The 19673-nt window shown below is 57.3% G+C and carries 20 protein-coding genes; 11 read left to right on the top strand and 9 right to left on the bottom strand.

The genetic code is table 11. The annotated features are described in order from the left end of the window. Positions 1–15: 15 nt before the first annotated feature. Genes mepA through OB87_RS02385 form a run of 4 tightly spaced genes read left to right on the top strand, consistent with a single transcriptional unit; the run spans position 16 to position 2527 of the window. Positions 16–846, top strand: coding sequence for a penicillin-insensitive murein endopeptidase (gene mepA / locus OB87_RS02400; RefSeq protein WP_033567818.1), 831 nt, complete (start codon positions 16–18; stop codon positions 844–846). A gap of 3 nt (positions 847–849) precedes the next feature. Beyond that, a complete protein-coding gene (locus tag OB87_RS02395) occupies positions 850–1650 on the top strand; it encodes a sulfite exporter TauE/SafE family protein (protein ID WP_033567817.1) in 801 nt (266 codons plus the stop codon). Next, a complete protein-coding gene (locus tag OB87_RS02390; RefSeq protein WP_033567816.1) occupies positions 1650–2213 on the top strand; it encodes an elongation factor P hydroxylase in 564 nt (187 codons plus the stop codon). Before OB87_RS02395 ends, OB87_RS02390 begins: the two co-directional genes overlap by 1 nt. 35 nt (positions 2214–2248) lie before the next feature. Then, on the top strand, positions 2249–2527 hold the full coding sequence (locus OB87_RS02385; RefSeq protein WP_033567815.1) for a YfcL family protein: 279 nt from the start codon (positions 2249–2251) through the stop codon (positions 2525–2527). 163 nt (positions 2528–2690) lie between these two features. On the opposite strand, the gene OB87_RS02380 is transcribed toward OB87_RS02385, so the two are convergent. After that, positions 2691–3587 (bottom strand): LysR family transcriptional regulator, encoded by an 897-nt coding sequence (locus OB87_RS02380; RefSeq protein WP_033567814.1) that lies wholly within the window; start codon positions 3585–3587, stop codon positions 2691–2693. A 307-nt stretch (positions 3588–3894) separates the two neighbouring features. On the opposite strand from OB87_RS02380, the gene OB87_RS02375 reads away from it, so the two are divergent. The 4 genes from OB87_RS02375 (at position 3895) to OB87_RS02360 (ending at position 7191) form a co-directional block, all read left to right on the top strand. After that, a complete protein-coding gene (locus OB87_RS02375; RefSeq protein ID WP_033567813.1) occupies positions 3895–5313 on the top strand; it encodes a coniferyl aldehyde dehydrogenase in 1419 nt (472 codons plus the stop codon). Positions 5314–5379: 66 nt separating this feature from the next. After that, on the top strand, positions 5380–6057 hold the full coding sequence (locus OB87_RS02370) for a type 1 glutamine amidotransferase domain-containing protein (protein ID WP_033567812.1): 678 nt from the start codon (positions 5380–5382) through the stop codon (positions 6055–6057). A gap of 25 nt (positions 6058–6082) precedes the next feature. Beyond that, positions 6083–6712, top strand: a complete 630-nt coding sequence (locus OB87_RS02365; protein ID WP_033567811.1) for a glutathione S-transferase family protein — start codon at positions 6083–6085, stop codon at positions 6710–6712. A gap of 53 nt (positions 6713–6765) precedes the next feature. Continuing rightward, on the top strand, positions 6766–7191 hold the full coding sequence (locus tag OB87_RS02360; RefSeq protein WP_033567810.1) for an organic hydroperoxide resistance protein: 426 nt from the start codon (positions 6766–6768) through the stop codon (positions 7189–7191). Positions 7192–7279: 88 nt separating this feature from the next. Here the strand turns inward: OB87_RS02360 and OB87_RS02355 are convergent, their stop codons facing one another. The 4 genes from OB87_RS02355 to mnmC all read right to left on the bottom strand — a co-directional run bounded on the left by OB87_RS02355 (position 7280) and on the right by mnmC (position 11318). Beyond that, positions 7280–7594: an AzlD domain-containing protein gene (locus OB87_RS02355; protein WP_033567809.1), complete on the bottom strand. Its 315-nt coding sequence runs from the start codon at positions 7592–7594 to the stop codon at positions 7280–7282. Then, positions 7591–8319 carry an AzlC family ABC transporter permease gene (locus OB87_RS02350; protein WP_081977332.1) on the bottom strand — a complete coding sequence of 243 codons (729 nt, stop codon included), beginning with the start codon at positions 8317–8319 and terminating at the stop codon, positions 7591–7593. Before OB87_RS02350 ends, OB87_RS02355 begins: the two co-directional genes overlap by 4 nt. A gap of 87 nt (positions 8320–8406) precedes the next feature. Further along, complete coding sequence (locus OB87_RS02345) at positions 8407–9240, bottom strand: AraC family transcriptional regulator (RefSeq protein WP_033567808.1); 834 nt, start codon at positions 9238–9240, stop codon at positions 8407–8409. Between the two features lie 59 nt (positions 9241–9299). Next, on the bottom strand, positions 9300–11318 hold the full coding sequence (gene mnmC, locus OB87_RS02340; RefSeq protein WP_033567807.1) for a bifunctional tRNA (5-methylaminomethyl-2-thiouridine)(34)-methyltransferase MnmD/FAD-dependent 5-carboxymethylaminomethyl-2-thiouridine(34) oxidoreductase MnmC: 2019 nt from the start codon (positions 11316–11318) through the stop codon (positions 9300–9302). A 158-nt stretch (positions 11319–11476) separates the two neighbouring features. Between mnmC and fabB the strand changes: the two genes are divergently transcribed. Then, positions 11477–12694 carry a beta-ketoacyl-ACP synthase I gene (gene fabB / locus OB87_RS02335; protein WP_033567806.1) on the top strand — a complete coding sequence of 406 codons (1218 nt, stop codon included), beginning with the start codon at positions 11477–11479 and terminating at the stop codon, positions 12692–12694. 137 nt (positions 12695–12831) lie between these two features. Here the strand turns inward: fabB and flk are convergent, their stop codons facing one another. From flk to OB87_RS02315, 4 genes are all read right to left on the bottom strand, one after another. After that, a complete protein-coding gene (gene flk / locus OB87_RS02330; protein ID WP_033567805.1) occupies positions 12832–14034 on the bottom strand; it encodes a flagella biosynthesis regulator Flk in 1203 nt (400 codons plus the stop codon). Between the two features lie 285 nt (positions 14035–14319). Further along, on the bottom strand, positions 14320–15834 hold the full coding sequence (locus OB87_RS02325; protein ID WP_033567804.1) for a tripartite tricarboxylate transporter permease: 1515 nt from the start codon (positions 15832–15834) through the stop codon (positions 14320–14322). 15 nt (positions 15835–15849) lie between these two features. Further along, complete coding sequence (locus tag OB87_RS02320; protein ID WP_033567803.1) at positions 15850–16278, bottom strand: tripartite tricarboxylate transporter TctB family protein; 429 nt, start codon at positions 16276–16278, stop codon at positions 15850–15852. A gap of 11 nt (positions 16279–16289) precedes the next feature. Beyond that, entirely contained in the window at positions 16290–17273 is a 984-nt protein-coding gene (locus OB87_RS02315) for a Bug family tripartite tricarboxylate transporter substrate binding protein (RefSeq protein ID WP_395856331.1), read from the bottom strand. A gap of 194 nt (positions 17274–17467) precedes the next feature. Here OB87_RS02315 and tctD point away from each other — a divergent pair, with 194 nt between their 5' ends. Together tctD and OB87_RS02305 are read left to right on the top strand one after the other, a co-directional pair. After that, the gene (gene tctD / locus OB87_RS02310) at positions 17468–18142 is read left to right on the top strand and encodes a transcriptional regulator TctD (RefSeq protein ID WP_033567801.1); all 675 of its coding nucleotides are present in this window, start codon (positions 17468–17470) and stop codon (positions 18140–18142) included. Next, positions 18129–19535: a sensor histidine kinase gene (locus OB87_RS02305; protein ID WP_033567800.1), complete on the top strand. Its 1407-nt coding sequence runs from the start codon at positions 18129–18131 to the stop codon at positions 19533–19535. Before tctD ends, OB87_RS02305 begins: the two co-directional genes overlap by 14 nt. Positions 19536–19673 lie beyond the last annotated feature (138 nt).

Below are 19673 nucleotides of genomic sequence, written 5' to 3'. Positions count from 1 at the left end.
GAATACCATAACATAATGAAAAGAAACTGGATTGGGATGGCAGCGCTGCTGTTTTGCAGCGCCACACTGGCGAAGACACCCTGGCAGGCGATAAGCCACCCGGTGGCCGGTCAGCCCCAGGCAATCGGCGCGTTTGCCAATGGTTGCATTATTGGCGCACAGCCACTGGCGTTACAGTCACCGGACTACCAGGTGATGCGTGTCGACCAGCGGCGTTATTTCGGTCATCCGGACCTGCTGGCGTTCATCAATCGCCTTAGTACCAGCGTGCATCGCACGACCGGTGGCACGGTGCTGATTGGCGACATGGGAATGCCGGCTGGCGGGCGCTTTAGCAGTGGTCATGCCAGCCATCAGTCGGGGCTGGATGTGGATATCTGGCTGCAACTGCCGCGTCAGCGCTGGAGTCAGCAGCAGTTGTTGCAACCGCAACCGTTGGACCTGGTGCTGGCGGACGGTAAAAACGTCAATCCACGCGTCTGGTCGCCGGATGTACAGAAGTTGGTAAAAACGGCGGCGCAGGATAATGACGTCACGCGCATCTTCGTCAATCCGGCTATTAAAAAGCAGCTGTGCCTGGAAGCGGGTAGCGATCGCAGTTGGCTGCATAAGGTTCGGCCGTGGTTCGCTCATCGTGCACATATGCATGTGCGGCTGCGCTGCCCGGCGGAGAGCCTGGAGTGTCAGGAACAGGATGCACCGCCTGCGGGCGACGGCTGTGGCGCTGAGCTGAATAGTTGGTTCCAGCCGCGTAAGCCGGGTGCCGAAACACCGATTAAAACACCCCCTCCTCCGTTGCCGCCGTCCTGTCAGGCGTTGCTTGATCGCCATCTCATCGTGGAATAATTCATGGAATGGTTCGTTGTTGGGCCAGATATTCTGGCCCTGTTGTTTCTGGCGAGCGTGATCGCCGGGTTTGTGGACTCCATTGCCGGTGGCGGTGGGTTGTTGTCCATTCCTGTTCTATTGGCAGCGGGGCTGTCTCCTGCTCAGGTGCTGGCGACCAACAAATTGCAGGCGGTGGGTGGTTCATTTTCCGCCAGCCTGTATTTCATCCGCCGCAAAGCGGTAGACATGAGACTGTTGACGCTGACGGTGCCGCTGACCTTTGTGGGGGCGGTATTCGGTGCCTGGTTGATCCAGCAGATTCACGCCGATTTTCTGCGTAAATTGCTGCCTGTGCTGGTGATCGGCATCGGCCTCTATTTTCTGCTCATGCCGAAAATAGGGGATGAGGATCGTCATGCGCGCCTGTCGCTGCTGCCGTTTTCTCTGTTAGGCGGTGCCTGTGTCGGGTTTTACGACGGTTTCTTTGGGCCGGGTGCCGGGTCGTTTTACGCACTGGCCTATGTCACCCTGCTGGGATTCAACCTGGCGAAAGCCACCGCGCACGCCAAAGTACTCAACTTTACCTCTAACTTCGGCAGCCTGTTGTTTTTCATGCTGGGCGGTCAGGTGGTATGGGGGGTTGGTCTGGTGATGCTGGTTGGGCAGATTATCGGTGCTCGACTGGGGGCCAGAATGGTGCTGACCAAGGGGCAAAAACTGATTCGCCCGATGCTGGTGGTGATGTCCGCCCTGATGAGCATCAAATTGATTCATGACAACCACGGCAGCGAGATTGCCCGTTGGCTGGGACAGCTATTCTGATGACGATGTTGACTGAAACTGCACACACTCACCATTACGACCAGTTGATCACCATTTTCAACCGGTGTTTTAGCGAGGAATACAACACCCGGCTGGTGAAGGGTGATGATGAGCCTATTTACCTACCGGCCGATGAGCAGGCACCGTATCACCGCATTGTGTTCGCACACGGGTTTTATGCCAGTGGTATGCACGAGATTTCCCACTGGTGCATCGCCGGTGAAGAACGGCGTAAATTGGTGGATTTCGGCTACTGGTACTGCCCGGACGGGCGTGATGCCGCGACCCAGAGCCAGTTTGAGTCGGTGGAAATCAAGCCGCAGGCACTGGAGTGGATGTTCTGTGTGGCTGCTGGTTTCCCGTTTAACGTCAGCTGCGACAATCTGGATGGCGATGTCGACCCGGACCGCATTGCTTTTCAGCGTCGGGTACACGCGCAGGTCATGATTTACCTGCAACAGGGTGTGCCTGCCCGACCTGCGCGCTTTATTCAGGCGCTGCGGGACTTTTACCATACTGCGCCGCAAACCGCGGCGGACTTTCCTTATCCGGCCGATCTGTAATGTTCGGCGGGCAACACGATAACTGAGGACCATCAATGATCGCAGAATTCGAGGCGCGCATCCTGACGCTGATTGACAATATGGTGGAGCACGCCAGCGATGATGAACTGTTTGCCAGTGGTTACCTGCGCGGTCACCTGACGTTGGCAGTGGCAGAAGCCGAAGCGCATGGCGAACAAACGGCGCAGGCGCTTCATGCGCGGGTACAGGACAGTCTGAATAAGGCGATTAATAACGGCGAGCTATCGCCGCCGGATCAGGCGCTGGTCGCCCAGGTTTGGGAATCGCTGTATCAGCAGGCGCAAGTGCAGTAACTCGCACGAAGGTCGGATGGGCGGTCGCCTGTTGCGACCGGTGATGGGGTTTTAACCCTTCGCTGAAACGGATTGCGTGACCGGCATACGTGCGGTCACGCAATTTGCACGGGTGTATCTTCAGGCCCGGATGTCACTGGGTTGTCTCAACGGCGCGATAAATCTACAGCCCGTGTTTTTGTCTTAACCGAAACAGCAAGGCTTGTCTGGCATGGGCGACGCGCGGCTGACGCAGCGCGCTGGGTTGCCAGAGTAAATAGTAACTTCGGCTGGCCCGCGCTATGGGGGCAGGAATTTCGCGCAATTCTCCCCGCTCAATATACGGTGTGCATAAATACGCAGGCAGGGCGCTCCAGCCAAATCCCTGACACAGTAAGCTGCATAAGGCGCGTAGATCTTGCCCGACCATAGCAGGAAGAATCACGGGGGCCTGCACCCGGTTCGCCGTAAACCAGTTATCGATAAGCGGGAGCGTCAGGCTATAGGCCAGCACCGGTTCGGTTTGCATCGCGGCCAGTGTATCGGGTGTGTTCATCAGTCGGGTGACGACCTGGGGCGAAGCAACCGCCATCACTTCGTCAGTCAGCATCAGCTCGCTTTTTAACCGGGTGTCATGCGAGGGGGCCGCCGAGATCCCCAGGTCGCAGTACCCTTCAATCAAGCTTTGGGTAATCGCGTCGTAATCCCCGGTTTGCATCCGGACACGGACCCCCACTTCCAGCAGCGGCAGCAATTGTTTGGCGACAACCTCAGCCAGAAAATCCGCATGACCAATGATTTGTAATGCACCAGCCAGTTCCAGTGAACGTGCTTTCACCGAGGCCAGCGCGTTTTCTGCCTCATCCAGCCGGTCGCCAATATCCGCCGCCAGTTCATCGGCCACCGATGTGGGGATGACGCCCCGCGTTTGCCGCTCAAACAGCGGCCGCCCGATCGACATTTCCAACCCCGCGATATGCTGCGATACCGCAGGCTGCGTCAGGTTAAGCGTGCGTGCAGCTCCGCTGATAGAGCGTTGTCGATATACCTCAACAAAGGTTCTCAACCGAACAAGAGACATACATCACCTATAAATTTTTTTATACCAATGCCTAACTATGCTAGTTGGTCATAATGGATTAATGCCGGTAAAGTGCGCCCTATCAAAACATAACTACCTTTTGTTCGAAAGGTGGTTTGCAGGAAGTAAAGGAAAATTTATATCAGAGCCAGGCGGCAAGCGAAGGGATCGCACTCCATCGTGACGGTTTGAGCGGATACATCCGCCAACCGCGATTCCAGTCACCGTGAGCTTAATGGATACGCGCGTTTTGTTTTCCCGTTGGCGGGAAGCAAAGACATCACACGATTATTAAGGATTTACTCCCATGCCTTCAGCGCAAACGAACAACGATTTAAAAGCAATATTGCAGACCATGAAGAATGCCCATATCGCGAATGGCCCGGCTGATGCTGCGCTGCGTCGCGACAGGTTGTTACGCAGTGCGCGTCTGATTCGGGAGAATTACTCGTCACTCAGCAAAGCGATGGATACGGATTTTGGTCATCGTAGCCGTTATCAGTCGCTGGTAGCGGATATGGCGACGACGGTAAAAACGCTCGAACATTCCGCAGAGTACGTAGCGCAATGGATGAAACCGGAATTCGTCGACAGCCCCGTGCCGGGGATGCAGTCCTGGATACAACAGCAGCCGCTGGGCGTGGTTGGGGTGATAAGCCCGTGGAATTTCCCCATCAATCTGGCATTTGCTCCGCTGGCTGGCGTGTTTGCCGCAGGCAATACCGCAATGCTGAAGCCTTCGGAACTGACGCCCGCCACCTCGGAATTGCTGGCGGAACTGATCGCGCGTTACTTTGACCCGCTGGAGTTGGAGGTGGTGCTGGGGGATGCATCGATTGGTGAGGCGTTCAGCAGCCTGCCTTTTGACCATTTGGTCTTTACCGGCAGTTCTACCGTTGGTCGCCATGTGATGCGTGCCGCAGCCGATAATCTGGTGCCCGTTACACTGGAACTGGGGGGGAAATCGCCGGTGGTCATCGACCGTGATGCGGATGTTAGCCTGGCGGCACAGCGCACCCTGACCGTGAAGACCTTTAATGCCGGTCAGATCTGCCTTTCCCCTGATTACGTCATGCTGCCGGAAGAGCAGGTTGATGCCTTTGTTCAGGCCAGCAAAGCGTTTATGGCTCAGGCATTCCCGACGCTTCAGAGCAACCCTGACTATACGTCGATCATTACGCCGCGACACTATGAGCGCCTGGTTGGCCTGCTGAAGGATGCGGAAAAACACGGGGCGACACTGGTGAGCCTGGCACCTCAGGGCGAGCCGGATGTTGATGCGGTTTCCCGCAAGATCGCACCGCATCTGGTGCTGAATGTCACCGATGAGATGCAGATTATGCAGGAGGAGATCTTCGGACCACTGTTACCGGTACGCACCTGCCATTCGCAGGAGGAGGCGGTGGCGTACATCAACGCGCATCCCCGCCCGCTGGCGGCGTATTACTTTGGTCAGCAGTCGGCACGGCAAGCCGCGTTCGCTGAACAGACCACGTCAGGCGCACTGGTTATCAATGATGTGATGACGCACGCCAGTATTGATGCACTGCCGTTTGGCGGGGTAGGGGCTTCCGGCATGGGGGCTTACCACGGCATTCATGGTTTCCGCCGCTTTAGCCACGCCAAAGCGGTGGTGGTTCAGGATGAAGAGGGTGCATCCAACCTGCGTTTGCGGGCACCCTATAGCGATAAAGTGTCTCAGCTTGAAGCCTTTTTGCAAGGCTGAGAAAGATAGACTGAATACTGAATACTGAATACTGAATACTGAATAAGTGAGTGAAGGAGAAGGATGATGAAAGTACTGATGGTATTGACGTCTCACGACGCGCTGGGAAACACAGGCAAGAAAACCGGGTTTTGGCTTGAAGAGTTCGCCGCCCCTTATTACACCTTTAAAGATGCTGGTGCTGATGTGGTACTGGTGTCGCCAGCGGGCGGACAGCCACCGCTGGACCCGAAAAGCGATTTGCCGGAATTCCAGACCGAACTGACCCATCGCTTCAAGGCCGACCCGGCAGCACAGCAAGCGCTGGCTTCCACAGCCAAACTGGACAGCGTGCGCATGGACGATTTCGACACGGTGTTTTATCCGGGTGGCCATGGTCCGCTGTGGGATTTGGCGGAATCGCCGGTTTCCATTGCGTTGATCGAAGCCTTTGAACGTGCCGGAAAACCCATCGGTTTTGTATGCCATGCTCCCGGTGCCTTGCGCCATGTCAAAGCCGCCAATGGCGAGCCGCTGATCAAAGGTCGTCGGGTTACCGGGTTTACCAACACGGAAGAAGCAACAGTAGAGTTGACGGATGTGGTGCCGTTTTTGATTGAAGACGAGTTCCAGAAACTGGGCGGGCTGTATTCCAAAGGCCCCGACTGGCACCCTTACGTCGTCGAAGACGGTAAGCTCGTCACCGGGCAGAACCCGGCCAGCTCAGAAGCGGTTGCCAAGGCGTTGTTGAAACAGCTGGCCTAATCGGCGGATACAGGAAACAGGCAGAATGACCATACGATTGCATCATCTGAATGATTCGCGTTCCATGCGTATTCTCTGGTTGCTGGAAGAGGCGCAGCTTCCCTATGAGCTGATCTGCTACCAGCGTAATCCGCAGACGCAACTGGCACCCGAGGCGCTCAAGGCTATCCATCCGCTGGGGAAATCGCCGGTGGTGGAGATTGACGGCAAGGTGATTGCCGAGTCCGGCGCGATTGTTGAGTACATTATCGGTAAATACGCACCGCAACTGGCACCCGATGAGCAGGATGCGAGTTATGCCGACTATCTGCAATGGATTCACTTTGCGGAAAGTTCGGCCATGCTGCCGGTATTACTGAAAGTCTTTAATCAGTTTGAGAAGAATACCGGTCAGACGCTGAATTTTCTGGACGACTATGCCGAGGTGGAGTTCAAAAAAGTGTTTTCCTATTTGAACGACTACCTGGCTTCGCGCGAGTTTATTGTCGGGCAGCGCCTGACCGGTGCGGACTTTATGCTGGGGTTCGTGGTGAAGCTGGTTACGGAGCGCTTTAATCTGGGGCAGCAGTACCCCCATATTCTTCGCTATTCGCAACGTATTGCTGATATCCCGAGCCTACAGAAAGCACAGCGTCTGGAGTCAACTCAGGCCTGACGGTCTTTACTGATCTCAGAACGGTTATCTTGTCTTAAAAGGGAGTTACAACTATGGCTGTTGAGAAAGTACTTTATCGTGCCCAGGCTTCGGTGACCGGCGGGCGGGATGGACACGCGGTTTCCGATGATAATCACCTCGATCTGAAACTGACCACACCGCGCGAGCTGGGCGGCCTTGGCGGTTCCGGCACCAACCCCGAGCAACTGTTTGCCGCCGGTTACGCGGCCTGTTTTACCGGCGCGCTGAAACTGGTGGCCTCTAAAGAGAAGGTGTTGGTTCCCTCCGCCACAGTGATTGAAGGCCTTGTAGGCATTGGTCCATCCGGTGACGGTTTCGGTATCGAAGTTGAACTGCGCATTACCATTCCCGGCATGGACAAGGCGCAGGCTCAGGCGTTGGTGGAAAAAGCGCATCAGGTTTGCCCCTATTCCAACGCTACGCGCGGCAATATCGATGTGACATTGACCGTGTTGTAATTGTTTTTTGGATAAGTGTTGTAACTGTTTGTCGGATAAAGGGATGGCGCTCACTCGGCCATCCCTGTTCCCTATTTTTCAACGTGGGCTATTGCAGCCAGAAACAGAGCGCATAAAACACGCCCAGACTCGCCATTACCGCCAGCATGGTGTGGCGAACCAGCAAGGCAATCGCCACGCTAGCCACCGCGCCCCACAAATAGGGGTTATCCGGAAAAGGGCGCAGCGTTTCGTGATGCAACAGAACAACCGGCCCGCAAATGGCCGTCAGCAAACAAGGTGCAGAGTAGTTAAGCGCTTGCCGGAACAGTGCAGGTAGCCTGACGGGAACGCCGGGTTCCAGAAACACGTAGCGGTAAGTAAACACAACCAGCGCCAGTAGCAGTAATAATCCCCAACTCATGATGTTTCTCCGTTCAGCCGCGCCATCAGAACCGAAACGGCCATGCCGCCGAGGCCCGCTATCATGATGGCACCTTCAATGTGCCAGTAAGCCAGCAGCATCGACATCAACAGTGAAAACAGCGTCCCGACCAGCACAGGCAGGCGTTTGACCATCGGCACCACCAGCGTGATAAAGGTGGCGACGATAGAAAAATCCAGATGGTAGTTGTCGAGATCGGGAATGGCCCGAGCCATCAGCACGCCCGCCAGACTGCATACCACCCAGCACAGATAAAACGTTATCCCGGCACCGAGTAGGTAAGCGGTGGTCAGCTTTGTCTTTGCGGCTATCGCCAGCGCGAATAACTCATCGGTCAGCAAAAAACCGAGCAACAGACGATAACGCGCTTTTAATGGGGCGATAGTGGGGCGTAACGTTAAGCCATAAATCAGGTGCTGGGCGGTGATCACCATGACGGTCAGTAAGATGGTCATGACGCTGCTCCCCGACATCAACAGGCTCAGCGTCACCAACTGTGCTGCACCGGCGAAGATAATGGCCGACATCCCCACCGCTTGCCAGAAGCTCAGCCCAGCCTGCACCGCCATTGAGCCTGCCAGAATCCCCCAGGGAATAACCGCCACACACAGGGGCAGAGTAGCGACGGCACCGCTAAGAAATCGGCTGGATGCCGAATCCGACGGATATCGTCGTGATAGGGCGGTGAAAGGTGAAAAAGACATAACCACAATTCTCTTCATTCAGCGAATAAGCCGGAAGCATAGACGGGAGAATGGCGGCGGTATTGAAAGAAATTGCCTGCTGTCTGATTACTTCAGGGTACGGACAAACTCACCCGGTGTGATGCCCATCGTGCGTTTGAAATGGCGATTGAAGTGGCTCTGATCAGAGAATCCGCACTGGGATGCGGTGTCAGACAGGCTAATACCGTTTATCAGCAGCGAGCGCGCCTGACGCAGGCGAGCCTGAACCAGATAAGCATGGGGCGTCATGCCCAGCAGTGCTTTGAATTGCCTGAGAAAATGCCACGGGCTAAGGCCAGCGGCCTCCGCCAGTTGCAGCAGGCTGATATCCTGCTCTGGACATTCGTCAAGCCACGCTTTCGCCCGCAGAATGGACTGGCTTGCCGCTGGCAAGGTCCGCCCGTCGGCGCGGGTTTTGCTGTAGCGCATCATCAGCCAGCTCAATGACGAAAACAGCAGGGTTTCTTTCAACAGGCTATTGCCTGCCTGCGGCAATAGGGTGAAAGCCAGCCGCAGTTGCGCCGACAAACCGGGGTCATGCAAGACCGCATCAGGAAACCACGGCGTAGCGCCTTGCGGCACGCGCAGATCGCGCGACAGGTGGCATAACAAGTCCGGCGAAGGATAGATGGCACGATAGGACCAGCCGCTGGCGACCTCGGCGTGGCCGGTATGAACTTCATCGGCATTGACCAGAATGATATCGCCAGTGGGGGCGACGTGCTCACCACCGGTGCGATAGAAACGCTGCGCGCCTTCCTCAATCACACCGATACAGAAATTCTCATGCGAATGGCGGGAAAATCGCTGTTGATGATAGCGAGCCTGCAACATTTCCAGCCCGCCCAGATCTTTCAGGTGGTGAAATTGCACTTCTTCCCGCGATGACGGTTTTCCCATAACCCGCTCCTGAATCCTGTTTGGTATAAAATTGCTGCCGCATTGAGTGCACTATCCAATTATATCGCTTTGCCTTTCAGCAATTTCCTCACCCAAAACCGATTGGGGTGCAGGGCTGCCAGCGTATCGCTGTCCAGCGGCAGTGGTTCGCCAAACAGCTGTGATGCCAGTATTTCGGCGGCCAATGGTGCAGAGCATAAACCGCGTGACCCCAACGCGCCAATCAGATAGAGATTCGGCCAGGATGGGGCCGCGGTCACGTCATCCCCGTTAGCCAGCTGTGTCGGTAGACTCTGATAACACGCCAGTGTTTGTGGGTAATCCGGCACCTGACCCAGCAACGGCAGATGATCGCGGAGCGCGCAGCGCACGCCGCAACGTGCCTGTTGCCCGGTGATATCCACCTCGGTGGGCCAGTCACTGTCGGGCAGACAATCAATCAGCCGCTGACGGTTTTGCTGTTGATCGGTTTCACGGTAATCCGTATCTGTATCGCCACGGTGATAGCTGGCACCGATGCAGTGCGTGTGGTGATGCGGGCTGGCTGGCGTCAGGTAGCCATCGTAGCACAGCACCTGACGCAGCGCAGACAGCGACGGCGTGTCGGGGACGTGGCTGACCTGACCGCGCACCGCGTAGACGGGCAGATGACGGGTCTGTTCCCAGTCGGCTAGCTGATGACCGTTAGCCAACACCACCGTGGCGTGTTGTCGCTGATGGCCGTCCGCCAGCGTTAACTGCCAGCCGCTATCGGTGTTGTCGAGTGCCACGACCGTAGTAGACAATTGCGCCTGAAGCCCCTGTTGGCAGGCCAGCGCTAGGGCCGATGCGGTCAGCTCGGCCGGGCACAGCCAGCCGCCCTGCGGGTAGGTGAGGCCGTGGGTATGTAGCGGTACGCCGACCTGTTTGGTCAGGGTCGGTGCGTCCGCCGCTCGCACCAGCGTCTCCGGCCAGTTTCCGGCCAGTATCTGGGCGATTTTGCGCGTGCTTTTCTCATCGTAAGCCAGCTGGCTTACACCGCACCAGTCGTGTTCAAACGTTACACCTTGCGCGGCGAGGGCGTCATAGCAGCGACGGGCGAAGCCGAACGCGGTGGCGAAAAATCCCGATAACGCATCCTGCTTGTCGTTCAGCAGCGGATAAAGCGCGCCCTGACGATTGCCGGAGGCGCGTTGTCCCACCTGGTCGTCGGCGCAGTACAACGTTACCTGCGCGCCGCGTCGCAGCAGCGCCAGCGCGGTCAGTACCGCTGCGATGCCGCCGCCGACAATCGCCACATCCTGCGGGTGGGTAGCCGCAGGCCGTGCATACCAGGGCGTCGGGTGTGGTGGTTCACTGCTGTGCGATACCACGCCGCACAGCATTTCCCGTTTCTGCCCAAATCCCTTGATTTTGCTGACGTCAAATCCCGCCTGTTGCAGCCCCCGGCGCACAAAACCGGCGGCGGTAAAGGTTGCGAACGTCCCGCCGCTGCGACACAAACGAGCCATAGCGTGAAATAACGCCTCGGTCCACATGTCTGGATTTTTGGCTGGGGCGAACCCGTCGAGAAACCAGGCGTCGATATGCTGGGTTAGGCTGTTATCCAATGTGGGCAGCAGGGTGTTGACGTCGCCGAACCACAGATCCAGTGTGATGCGCCCCTGCGCCAGAATCAGCCGGTGACAGCCGGGCAGCGCCAGCGGCCAGTGTTGACGCAATTCGTCGGCGAAGGGGGCCAGTTCCGGCCAACTGGCGTGGGCGGCGGCCAGGTCCGCCTGACGCAGCGGAAATTTCTCAAAACTGATGAAGTGCAGCCGTTGCAATGCGGCGTCCGGTTGTTGCTGGCGAAACTGTTCGAACGCCTGCCACAGCGTCAGGAAATTCAGCCCGGTGCCAAAGCCGGTTTCCGCCACGGTGCAGACCGGGCCGGGATGATCGAGGAAACGCTGTGGAAAGCCGTTGCCCTTAAGAAAGACGTAACGGGTTTCCGCCAGACCATCCTGATTGGAGAAATAAACGTCATCAAACTGTTGCGATACAGGTGTACCCTGAGCGTTCCAGTTCAGGTCTGCATGTTGGATGGAAGGGCTTGTCACGGCAACTAACTCATTATTCAGGCGGTGGCGCGATTTTAACGAGTGGTTTATTAAGTCGCAAATTTGAGAAAAGTTAGTCTGATCGGACTTGTTCAGCTTACATCTGTACGCTAAAGTGCGGAGCTAAATCCAAACTCTACAAGCGGAAGAGGTATTGAATGAAACGTGCGGTGATTACGGGTCTGGGTATTCTGTCCAGCATCGGTAATAACAAAGAGGAAGTGCTGGCATCCCTGCGTGAAGGCCGTTCTGGCATCACTTTCTCCGAAGAGCTGAAAGATTCCGGTATGCGTAGCCACGTCTGGGGCAATGTCAAACTGGATACGGCGGGTCTGATTGAACGTAAGGTTGTACGTTTCATGAGCGATGCCTCTATTTACGCTTATCTGAGCATGGAAGAAGCCATCAAGGATTCTGGCCTGTCGGAAGAGCAATATCAGCACAATCCGCGTGTTGGCTTGATCGCCGGTTCCGGCGGTTCTGCGCGTTCTCAGGTGTTTGGCGCTGATGCTATGCGCAGCCCGCGTGCTCTGAAAGCTGTTGGCCCTTACGTCGTGACCAAGGCGATGGGTTCTGCGGTTTCCGCCTGTCTGGCGACACCGTTTAAAATCCAGGGTGTGAACTACTCCATCAGCTCTGCTTGTGCGACCTCCGCGCACTGTATCGGTAACGCCGTTGAGCAGATTCAGATGGGCAAGCAGGACATCGTGTTTGCTGGCGGCGGCGAAGAGCTGTGCTGGGAACTGGCGTGTGAGTTTGACGCGATGGGCGCACTGTCCACCAAATACAACGAGACGCCGGAACGCGCTTCCCGTACTTATGACGCGGATCGCGATGGTTTCGTGATTGCTGGCGGCGGCGGTATGGTGGTAGTGGAAGAGCTGGAGCACGCGCTGGCGCGCGGCGCGCATATCTACGCCGAAGTGATTGGCTATGGCGCGACGTCCGATGGCGCTGACATGGTGGCTCCGTCAGGCGAGGGCGCGGTGCGCTGCATGAAGCTGGCGCTGCAGGATGTCGATACCCCGGTCGATTACATCAATACGCATGGCACCTCAACGCCGGTGGGTGATGTGAAAGAACTGTGGGCTATCCGTCAGGTGTTTGGTGATAACGTTCCGCCGATCTCTTCCACCAAAGCGATGACCGGTCACTCGTTGGGTGCGGCGGGCGTGCAGGAAGCTATCTATACGCTGCTGATGCTGGAGCACGGTTTCATCGCGCCGAGCATCAACGTTGAAACGCTGGACGAGCAGGCGGAAGGTATGAACGTCGTTACCGAGTCGACTGAGCGTCAACTGACTACCGTGATGTCTAACGGTTTCGGTTTTGGCGGCACCAACGCCGTGCTGGTGATGCGCAAATTCGCGCAGTAATCACATCATGCATGAATAAAAATACCGGAGCGTGCTCCGGTATTTTTTTGTCTGACGATCGTGTTCGTGGCTGCCAATCCGCTTTTCTCTGCTGCGTACTCTGATTTCCCGCGCGTTACAGCACGACTCACTTCAGCTCACAATACTACCCACATCAGCAAAGCCACCACCAGGACTGCCACCAGCGCCAATCCGATAGGTTTGTTGACCAGTGAGCGCCATTCCTGCGGCAACGCGACGATTAACGGGTTGATAAACGGCTGCAACGGCGTAGTGGACGCCTCTTGTATCTGTTGGAGCCGCCGACGATAGAGGAACGTCACCACGTCGCTGATTTGCGACGGCGTGAGCGGTGTTTGTGGTGTGATGTTCAGGGTGCTGCGGGTGAAGTCCTGCAACAGTTGTTGTTCCTGCTGGTCAAGCGGCTGCTTCAGCGCCGCCTGCAGCGTATGCAGGGTGGGCAGAGTATGCTGCTGCAACAGAATACTTTGGGTGTTGAGGAACTGGCTTAACACCTGAAAGTTCTTCGCCGGAATCGGGTCGCCGGTTTTCAGGCCCTGCATGTCCATCAGCGTTTGCCAGACTTTACCCGGTGATTCACCAGTTAATGCCACCAGCTTTGATACCAATTGGTTGAGCTGGTTGTGTTCTGCCGGGAGCAGAGCGCGGTCCAACAGTGCGGTCGCCGCCGATGATGAATTGCCGGTTAAACCGTCCGGAATAACTCCGGCTTGCAATAGTGCGGCCAACTGCTGAGTCGTTTGCGGCAGCGGCGGTGGAATGGTGGTGGCACCCGGCGTCTGTGGAAACTGAATCGGCTGCCCTGTTGCGGTATTGCCAAACGGCAGCGCCGAGGTATTCCCCCCGGCAGACAACTGGCCGTTTTGCAGTAGCGTCACCACCAGCTTTAGCTGCGACGGTGTCAGTGAACTCAGCACCGTGTGGCCGAACTGTTGGCGGATGAAATCGCTGACGGCCTGGCGGTTATTCCCCTGGGATAACAGCGTGGTCAACTGTTGCAGCAACTGGCGGGTATCCTGCGAACTTTGTACGTTCGCCAGTCGGTTCTGCAAGCTTTGCTCAGCCGCCGGAAACTGGCTGGCAAGCAACTCCGCACTATTTTTCGTGCCGAGTTCTGCACGCAAGGTTGCCCAAACTTCCGCCGGTTTAGCCCCGCTCAGGGTAGAGATCTGCGTCACCAGCTTTTCCAGCGAGGTACGCTGCGCCAGCGTAAGCGGTGAGTCATCCGTCTGGGGCGATGCCGAATTTTTCGACAACGTGGTTTCCAGCGATTTTTCTCCCGGCAGGGAAACGTTACCGGGGTTACTGATCGGTTGCATGGTGTGATCCTTACCGTAGACGCGTGACGGGATTTCGCCTCAGCCCGATGAAGTTATCGCCATCATATCTATCATCAGTATACCTGGTCTTATCGTCGCTATTGCATCATAACAACGGTGCGGTATTACCGATAGCCGTCGGGCGTGAACAGGCGAAAATTCCGTTGAACCGAACGAAAAGGCGAAAAAACATATGACTGGCGTGAAGTACGCTGATTCTGATGGGTAAAGCGGCGCGCGGATGGTGTAATCCGCGGCGCTCGCTTTATGTGACGGATGCGGGTGTTATGGGTGGGGGACGGAACGGCGTTGAATACGCCACCGCCAGTATTTCACAACCGGTGGCACCAGCAGAATCAGCACCGCCATGCTCAGCAGTGTCTGGCTGATACGCCCGTCCCACAGAATGGATAACTCCCCGTTACTGATGGACAACGCACGGCGCAGGTTTTGCTCCAGCATTTCCCCCAGCACAAAACCCAGAATCAGCGGTGACATGGGAAAGTGCATTTTGCGCAGCAGGTAGCCGAACACCCCCAGCCCGACCATCAGCAGCAGGTCGAAGGTGGTGCTGTGTACCGCGTAGACACCGACGGCGGAAATGGCGGCGATCGTCGGCACCAGAAACCACATCGGAATCGCCAGCATACGGGTGAATACGCCGATCATGGGAAGATTGAGCAATAACAGCATCAGGTTGCCGATCAGCATGGCGGCGATCAAACCCCAAACGATATCCGGCTGTTCGGTAAACATGGCGGGGCCCGGCGTGATGTTGTACAGCGTCAACGCGCCCATCATCACGGCGGTGGTGCCGGAGCCGGGAACGCCCAGCGTCAACATTGGAATGAATGAACCGCAGGCGGAGGCGTTGTTGGCCGCTTCCGGTGCCGCTACGCCACGGATATCACCGTTGCCGAAGTTGCCACTGTTACCGCTGATCTTTTTCTCGGTCATCCAGGCCATCGCGCTGGCGATAGTCGCCCCGGCACCCGGCAGTATGCCAACAAAGAATCCCAGCAATGAAGATCGCAGCGTCGCCCCGATACACTGTATGCCTTCCCTGACATTAAATATCATGCGCCCGGTAGCCCTGGTGACCTTTTGCCCACCGCCGGTATGTTCCAGCATCAGCAGGATTTCGCTAACGGAAAACAGGCCGATCACCACCACCACGAACTGGATGCCGTCAGACAAATGCACACTATCGAAGGTGAAACGGTAGACGCCGGTATTGGCGTCGACGCCGACGGTCGCCATCGACAGACCAATCAACGCCGACAGAAAGGACTTCAGCGGGTTGTGGCTCATCATACTGCCGAGGCAGGCGATGGCGAACACCATCAGAGCAAAATACTCGGCGGGGCCAAACGCCAGCGACCAGTTGGCCAGCAACGGCGCGAACAGAATAATGCCAGCAATAGCGATGCTCGATCCGACGAACGAACTGACGGCGGAAATAGACAGCGCCACACCGGCTTTTCCCTGCTGCGCCATCGGGTAACCGTCAAGCGCGGTCATGATGGCACCGGCGTCTCCCGGCACATTGAGCAGAATGGAGGAGATGCGCCCGCCGTATTCGCAACCGAGGTAAACGGTGGCGAGCAGAATCAGTGCAGACTCTGCGGGCAGTTTGAGCGCGAAAGCCAACGGCATCAGAATCGCGACGCCGTTGATCGGGCCAAGGCCGGGCAGCAGCCCGACGATGGTGCCGATAAAACAGCCGATCAGCGCAATCATCAGGTTTTGCGGCGTCATCGCCACCGCAAATCCCTGCATCAGAAAAGACCAGGTATCCATGAGATTGTCTCCCGGTTAGAACCACGCGCCCATCGGCAACGTGACATCAAGCAGTTTATCGAACGCGTAAAATAGCGATACGCCCATCACCGCGCCGGACAAGGCTGCCAGCCACCACACCGCGCCAAACAGCATACCCATGCCGCAACCCAACAGAGCGGTCGTTAGCGGGAAACCCAGCGATTCAAACAGCCAGGCATACAATGCCAGCATCACGACCAGCAGTGACAAGCGCTGGAAGACCAACGGAGACGGCCAGTCGATGGTGTCTGGTTTACGCAGCAACATGAGAACGGCACACAACGCCATTAATCCCAGAATGGCGAGGGGAAACGGGCGCGGGCCGACCGGTTCGTAGCTGTACTCACTTTGGATCCCCCAGCCGATGGTCAGGCCAATCAGGCATAGCACCAGCCAGACCCCGGCAAACAAACGATCGCTCATGATGGGCTCCTTTATTTAGCCAGCCCGAACTGCTTTGCCTGTTCGCGGTAATCCGCGACCTGCTTTTTGACGTAGGTATCCAGCGCCTGCCCAGTCAGGTTGAATTCGAACAGGCCACGCTGGTCGCGCTGTTTCTTGAATTCGTCGGTAGCGGCGATCTTCTTAAAGGTTTGTTCCCACCACTGGTAGCTGGCGTCGCTGACTTTGGGGCCAAGGTAGAAGCCACGGATGACCGGCCAGACCAGGTCGACTCCCTGTTCTTTGGCGGTGGGGATATCCGCCAGCTGTCCCGGCAGACGTTGGTCGGAGAACACCGCCAGCACCCGAATCTTGCCACCCTGCAAATGCGGCACCATTTCACTGATATCGCCGGAAACCGCCTGCACGTGCCCGCCCAGCATGGCGGTCAGTGGTTCGCCACCGCCTTCGAACGCCACATAGCGCATGTCGCGCGGATTGATACCGGCGTGGCGCGCCAGCATTGCGGTTTTCATCCAGTCCTGACTACCGATGGAGGCACCGGCACCGACGACCACCTGATTGGGGGTTTTCTGCATAGCGGTGAGCAAGTCTTTCAGTGTCTGGTAAGGCGAGTCAGCCCGTACTGCGATCATGCCGTAGTCGGTGCCGACCGCCGCCAGCCATTTCACGTCATCGACGCCGTAGCGCCCAAATTTGCCCTGCGCCAGATTGAGCAGTGAGCCGCCGGAAAAAGCGACCACGGTGCCGGGTTCGTCCGGGCGCTGCGCCACGATGGCGTTGTAAGCCACGGCACCCACGCCGCCGGGCATGTAGGTGACGCGCATCGGGCTATCGAGGGTGCCGGTTTCCTGCAGCGAGATTTGCAGCAATTTACAGGTCAGGTCGAAGCCGCCGCCCGGCTTGGCCGGGGCGATACATTCGGTACGGGTTGGTGTGGCAGCCTGGGTGGATGTTGCAACGGTAAACAATCCGCACAACGAGAGAGAAAGGGCGAGGTATTTTTTCATTGTCATTCCTTCCTGTTTGTCATCCCCGAAACGGGTGTTGTTATATTGTTAATATTGTAGTCTTTCAGTTACCTTTCAGTTATTGAAAATGTGTTCAGGATGTGATTGGGGTCGCTTAAAAAACAGCGCAATCTTGAGGGACAATAGCCGTCGGATAGTTACCAAAAGGGGACGAGTAATGTGGAAACAGGCTGACGACGATGCGACTTTTACTGGTTGAGGATCACCCTGAACTGGCCCACTGGCTGGAAAAAGCACTGGGTGAGGCCGGGTTCGCGGTGGATAGGGTAGGTGATGGTGTGGCAGCGGACCACCTGTTGCAGCAGGAAACCTATGCGCTGGTGGTGCTGGATGTGTCGTTACCGCGCATGGATGGACTGGCGTTGCTGGCCCGCTTGCGTAAACGCGGCCAGGATCTGCCGGTACTGCTGCTGACGGCCCGCACCAGTGTGGCGGACCGGGTAAGGGGGCTGAATCTGGGGGCCGATGATTACCTGACCAAACCGTTCGAACTGGCCGAGCTGGAAGCGCGGTTACGCGCGCTGCTGCGGCGCAGTCAGGGGCTGGTACAGGAAGTGCAGCGTCTGGGCGATCTCAGTTGGCACGATGAAGGCTATTTTCTGTTGCAGGAAAAACCGCTGGCACTGACGCCGCGGGAGCAGGCGGTGTTGCATACGTTGATGCAGCGCCGTGGCCGCCCGGTGTCGCGCCAGTATCTGTATGAGCAGGTGTTTACCCTGACGGACGACGCCAGCCCGGACAGCCTGGATTTGTACGTGCACCGTATCCGCAAAAAATTGGCGGGCAGCGATGTGATGATCGTTACCCTGCGTGGACTGGGGTACAGCCTGGAGTGTAACCATGGCGAAAGTTAGTTCGCTGCGCGGCCAACTGATGCGCTATCTCGGCTTGCCGATGGCACTGCTATGGGCATTGTCGGTTTGGAGCCACTATCACAGTGCGCAAGGGGCGGCGACACAGGCATACGACCGCTCTCTGCTGGCTTCGGCCCGCACGGTGGCTGAACGGCTGACGGTGCGCAACGGGCAGTTAGCGGTGGATGTGCCCTGGGTGGTGTTGGACAGCTTTGAGCGCAACATGAATGACCAGCTCTATTATCAGGTGGTGACGCCTCAGGGAAAAACCCTTTCCGGTTATGACGACCTGCCGCCGCTGCCCCGTGGTATTCCGCTGTCGCGTGATTACCCGGCGCTGGCGCATTTTTATGATGCTCGTTATCACGGGCGGGCTATTCGAGTGGTGGCACTGTGGCAGCCGGTTCATGAATCCAGTGTGGAGGGCATGGTGTTGATTCTGGTGGCGGAAACGCTGAGTTCCCGCGAGGCTTTCGCACACCGGCAACTGCTGACGGCGGTGATTAGCCAGAGCGCGCTGGTCCTGTTGGCGCTATTGCTGGTGCTGCTGTTGTTTCGCAAGCTGTTGCGGCCGCTACGTCAGTTATCCAGTGTGATGGTGCGGCGCGAGCCAGGAGACTTAACGCCGTTGCCGCCACTGTTACCCTGGTCGGAAATGCAACCGTTACTGGTGGCGTTCAACCGTTATATCGGGCGGTTGAGCGGATTGGTGCAACGCCAGGAGCGTTTTGGTGCGGATGCAGCACATCAGCTCAGAACGCCGCTGGCGGTGCTGAAAACGCAGGTTGACGTGGCGTTGAACAGTTCGCAACCTGCTCAGTGGCGTGACAGCCTCACTGGTATGCGCACCACACTGGACGACACCATCCAACTGACCGACCGCCTGCTGCAATTGTCACGCCTGAGAGCACAGGACAGCAAAGAACATACCTGGCAAACGGTGGACCTGGCCGAACTGGTACGGGATGCCTGCTTTTCCCGTTTGCCCCAGGCTCGTAGCCGACAAATCGATCTGGGCTACGAAGGCGATGAGCATTGCCTGATTCGCGGTGAACCGCTACTGCTGGCAGAGTTGTGCGCTAACTTGCTGGATAATGCGCTGAAATACACCCCATCGGGCGGGGGGGTAACCGCACGGGTTCAGGCACAGTACCTGGAGGTGGAGGACAGCGGTCCCGGTATTCCGCCCGGCGAGCGCGAGCAGGCGATGAGGCCGTTTCACCGGCTGGATAACCACGGCGGTTTGCCGGGGGCGGGGTTGGGGCTGGCTCTGGTCAGGGATATTGCCCTCTGGCATCGTACCCGCGTTCAGTTGCTGGACAGCCCGGCGCTGGGTGGTCTGCGGGTGCGGATTGCATTTGGTGAGTCGGCATGTGGCGAGCCGTCGGCCTGATAAAACGTATCCATGAGTGTGATGCGTGGTTCGCAATGCCGCCCGTCTGCCGTTCCCGTCGTCAGTGTTACCCGGTGCCGGTTTGTGGCAGAATAATGCCCTTCGTTTCATCGCTGCGGCGCGGGTGTCTCAGCGGTC

Origin of the sequence: Dickeya undicola (assembly GCF_000784735.1) — a bacterium.
Lineage (GTDB): Bacteria > Pseudomonadota > Gammaproteobacteria > Enterobacterales > Enterobacteriaceae > Dickeya > Dickeya undicola.
The sequence above is the reverse complement of the archived record's forward strand: the minus strand, read 5'-3'. Positions and strand labels throughout refer to the sequence as shown.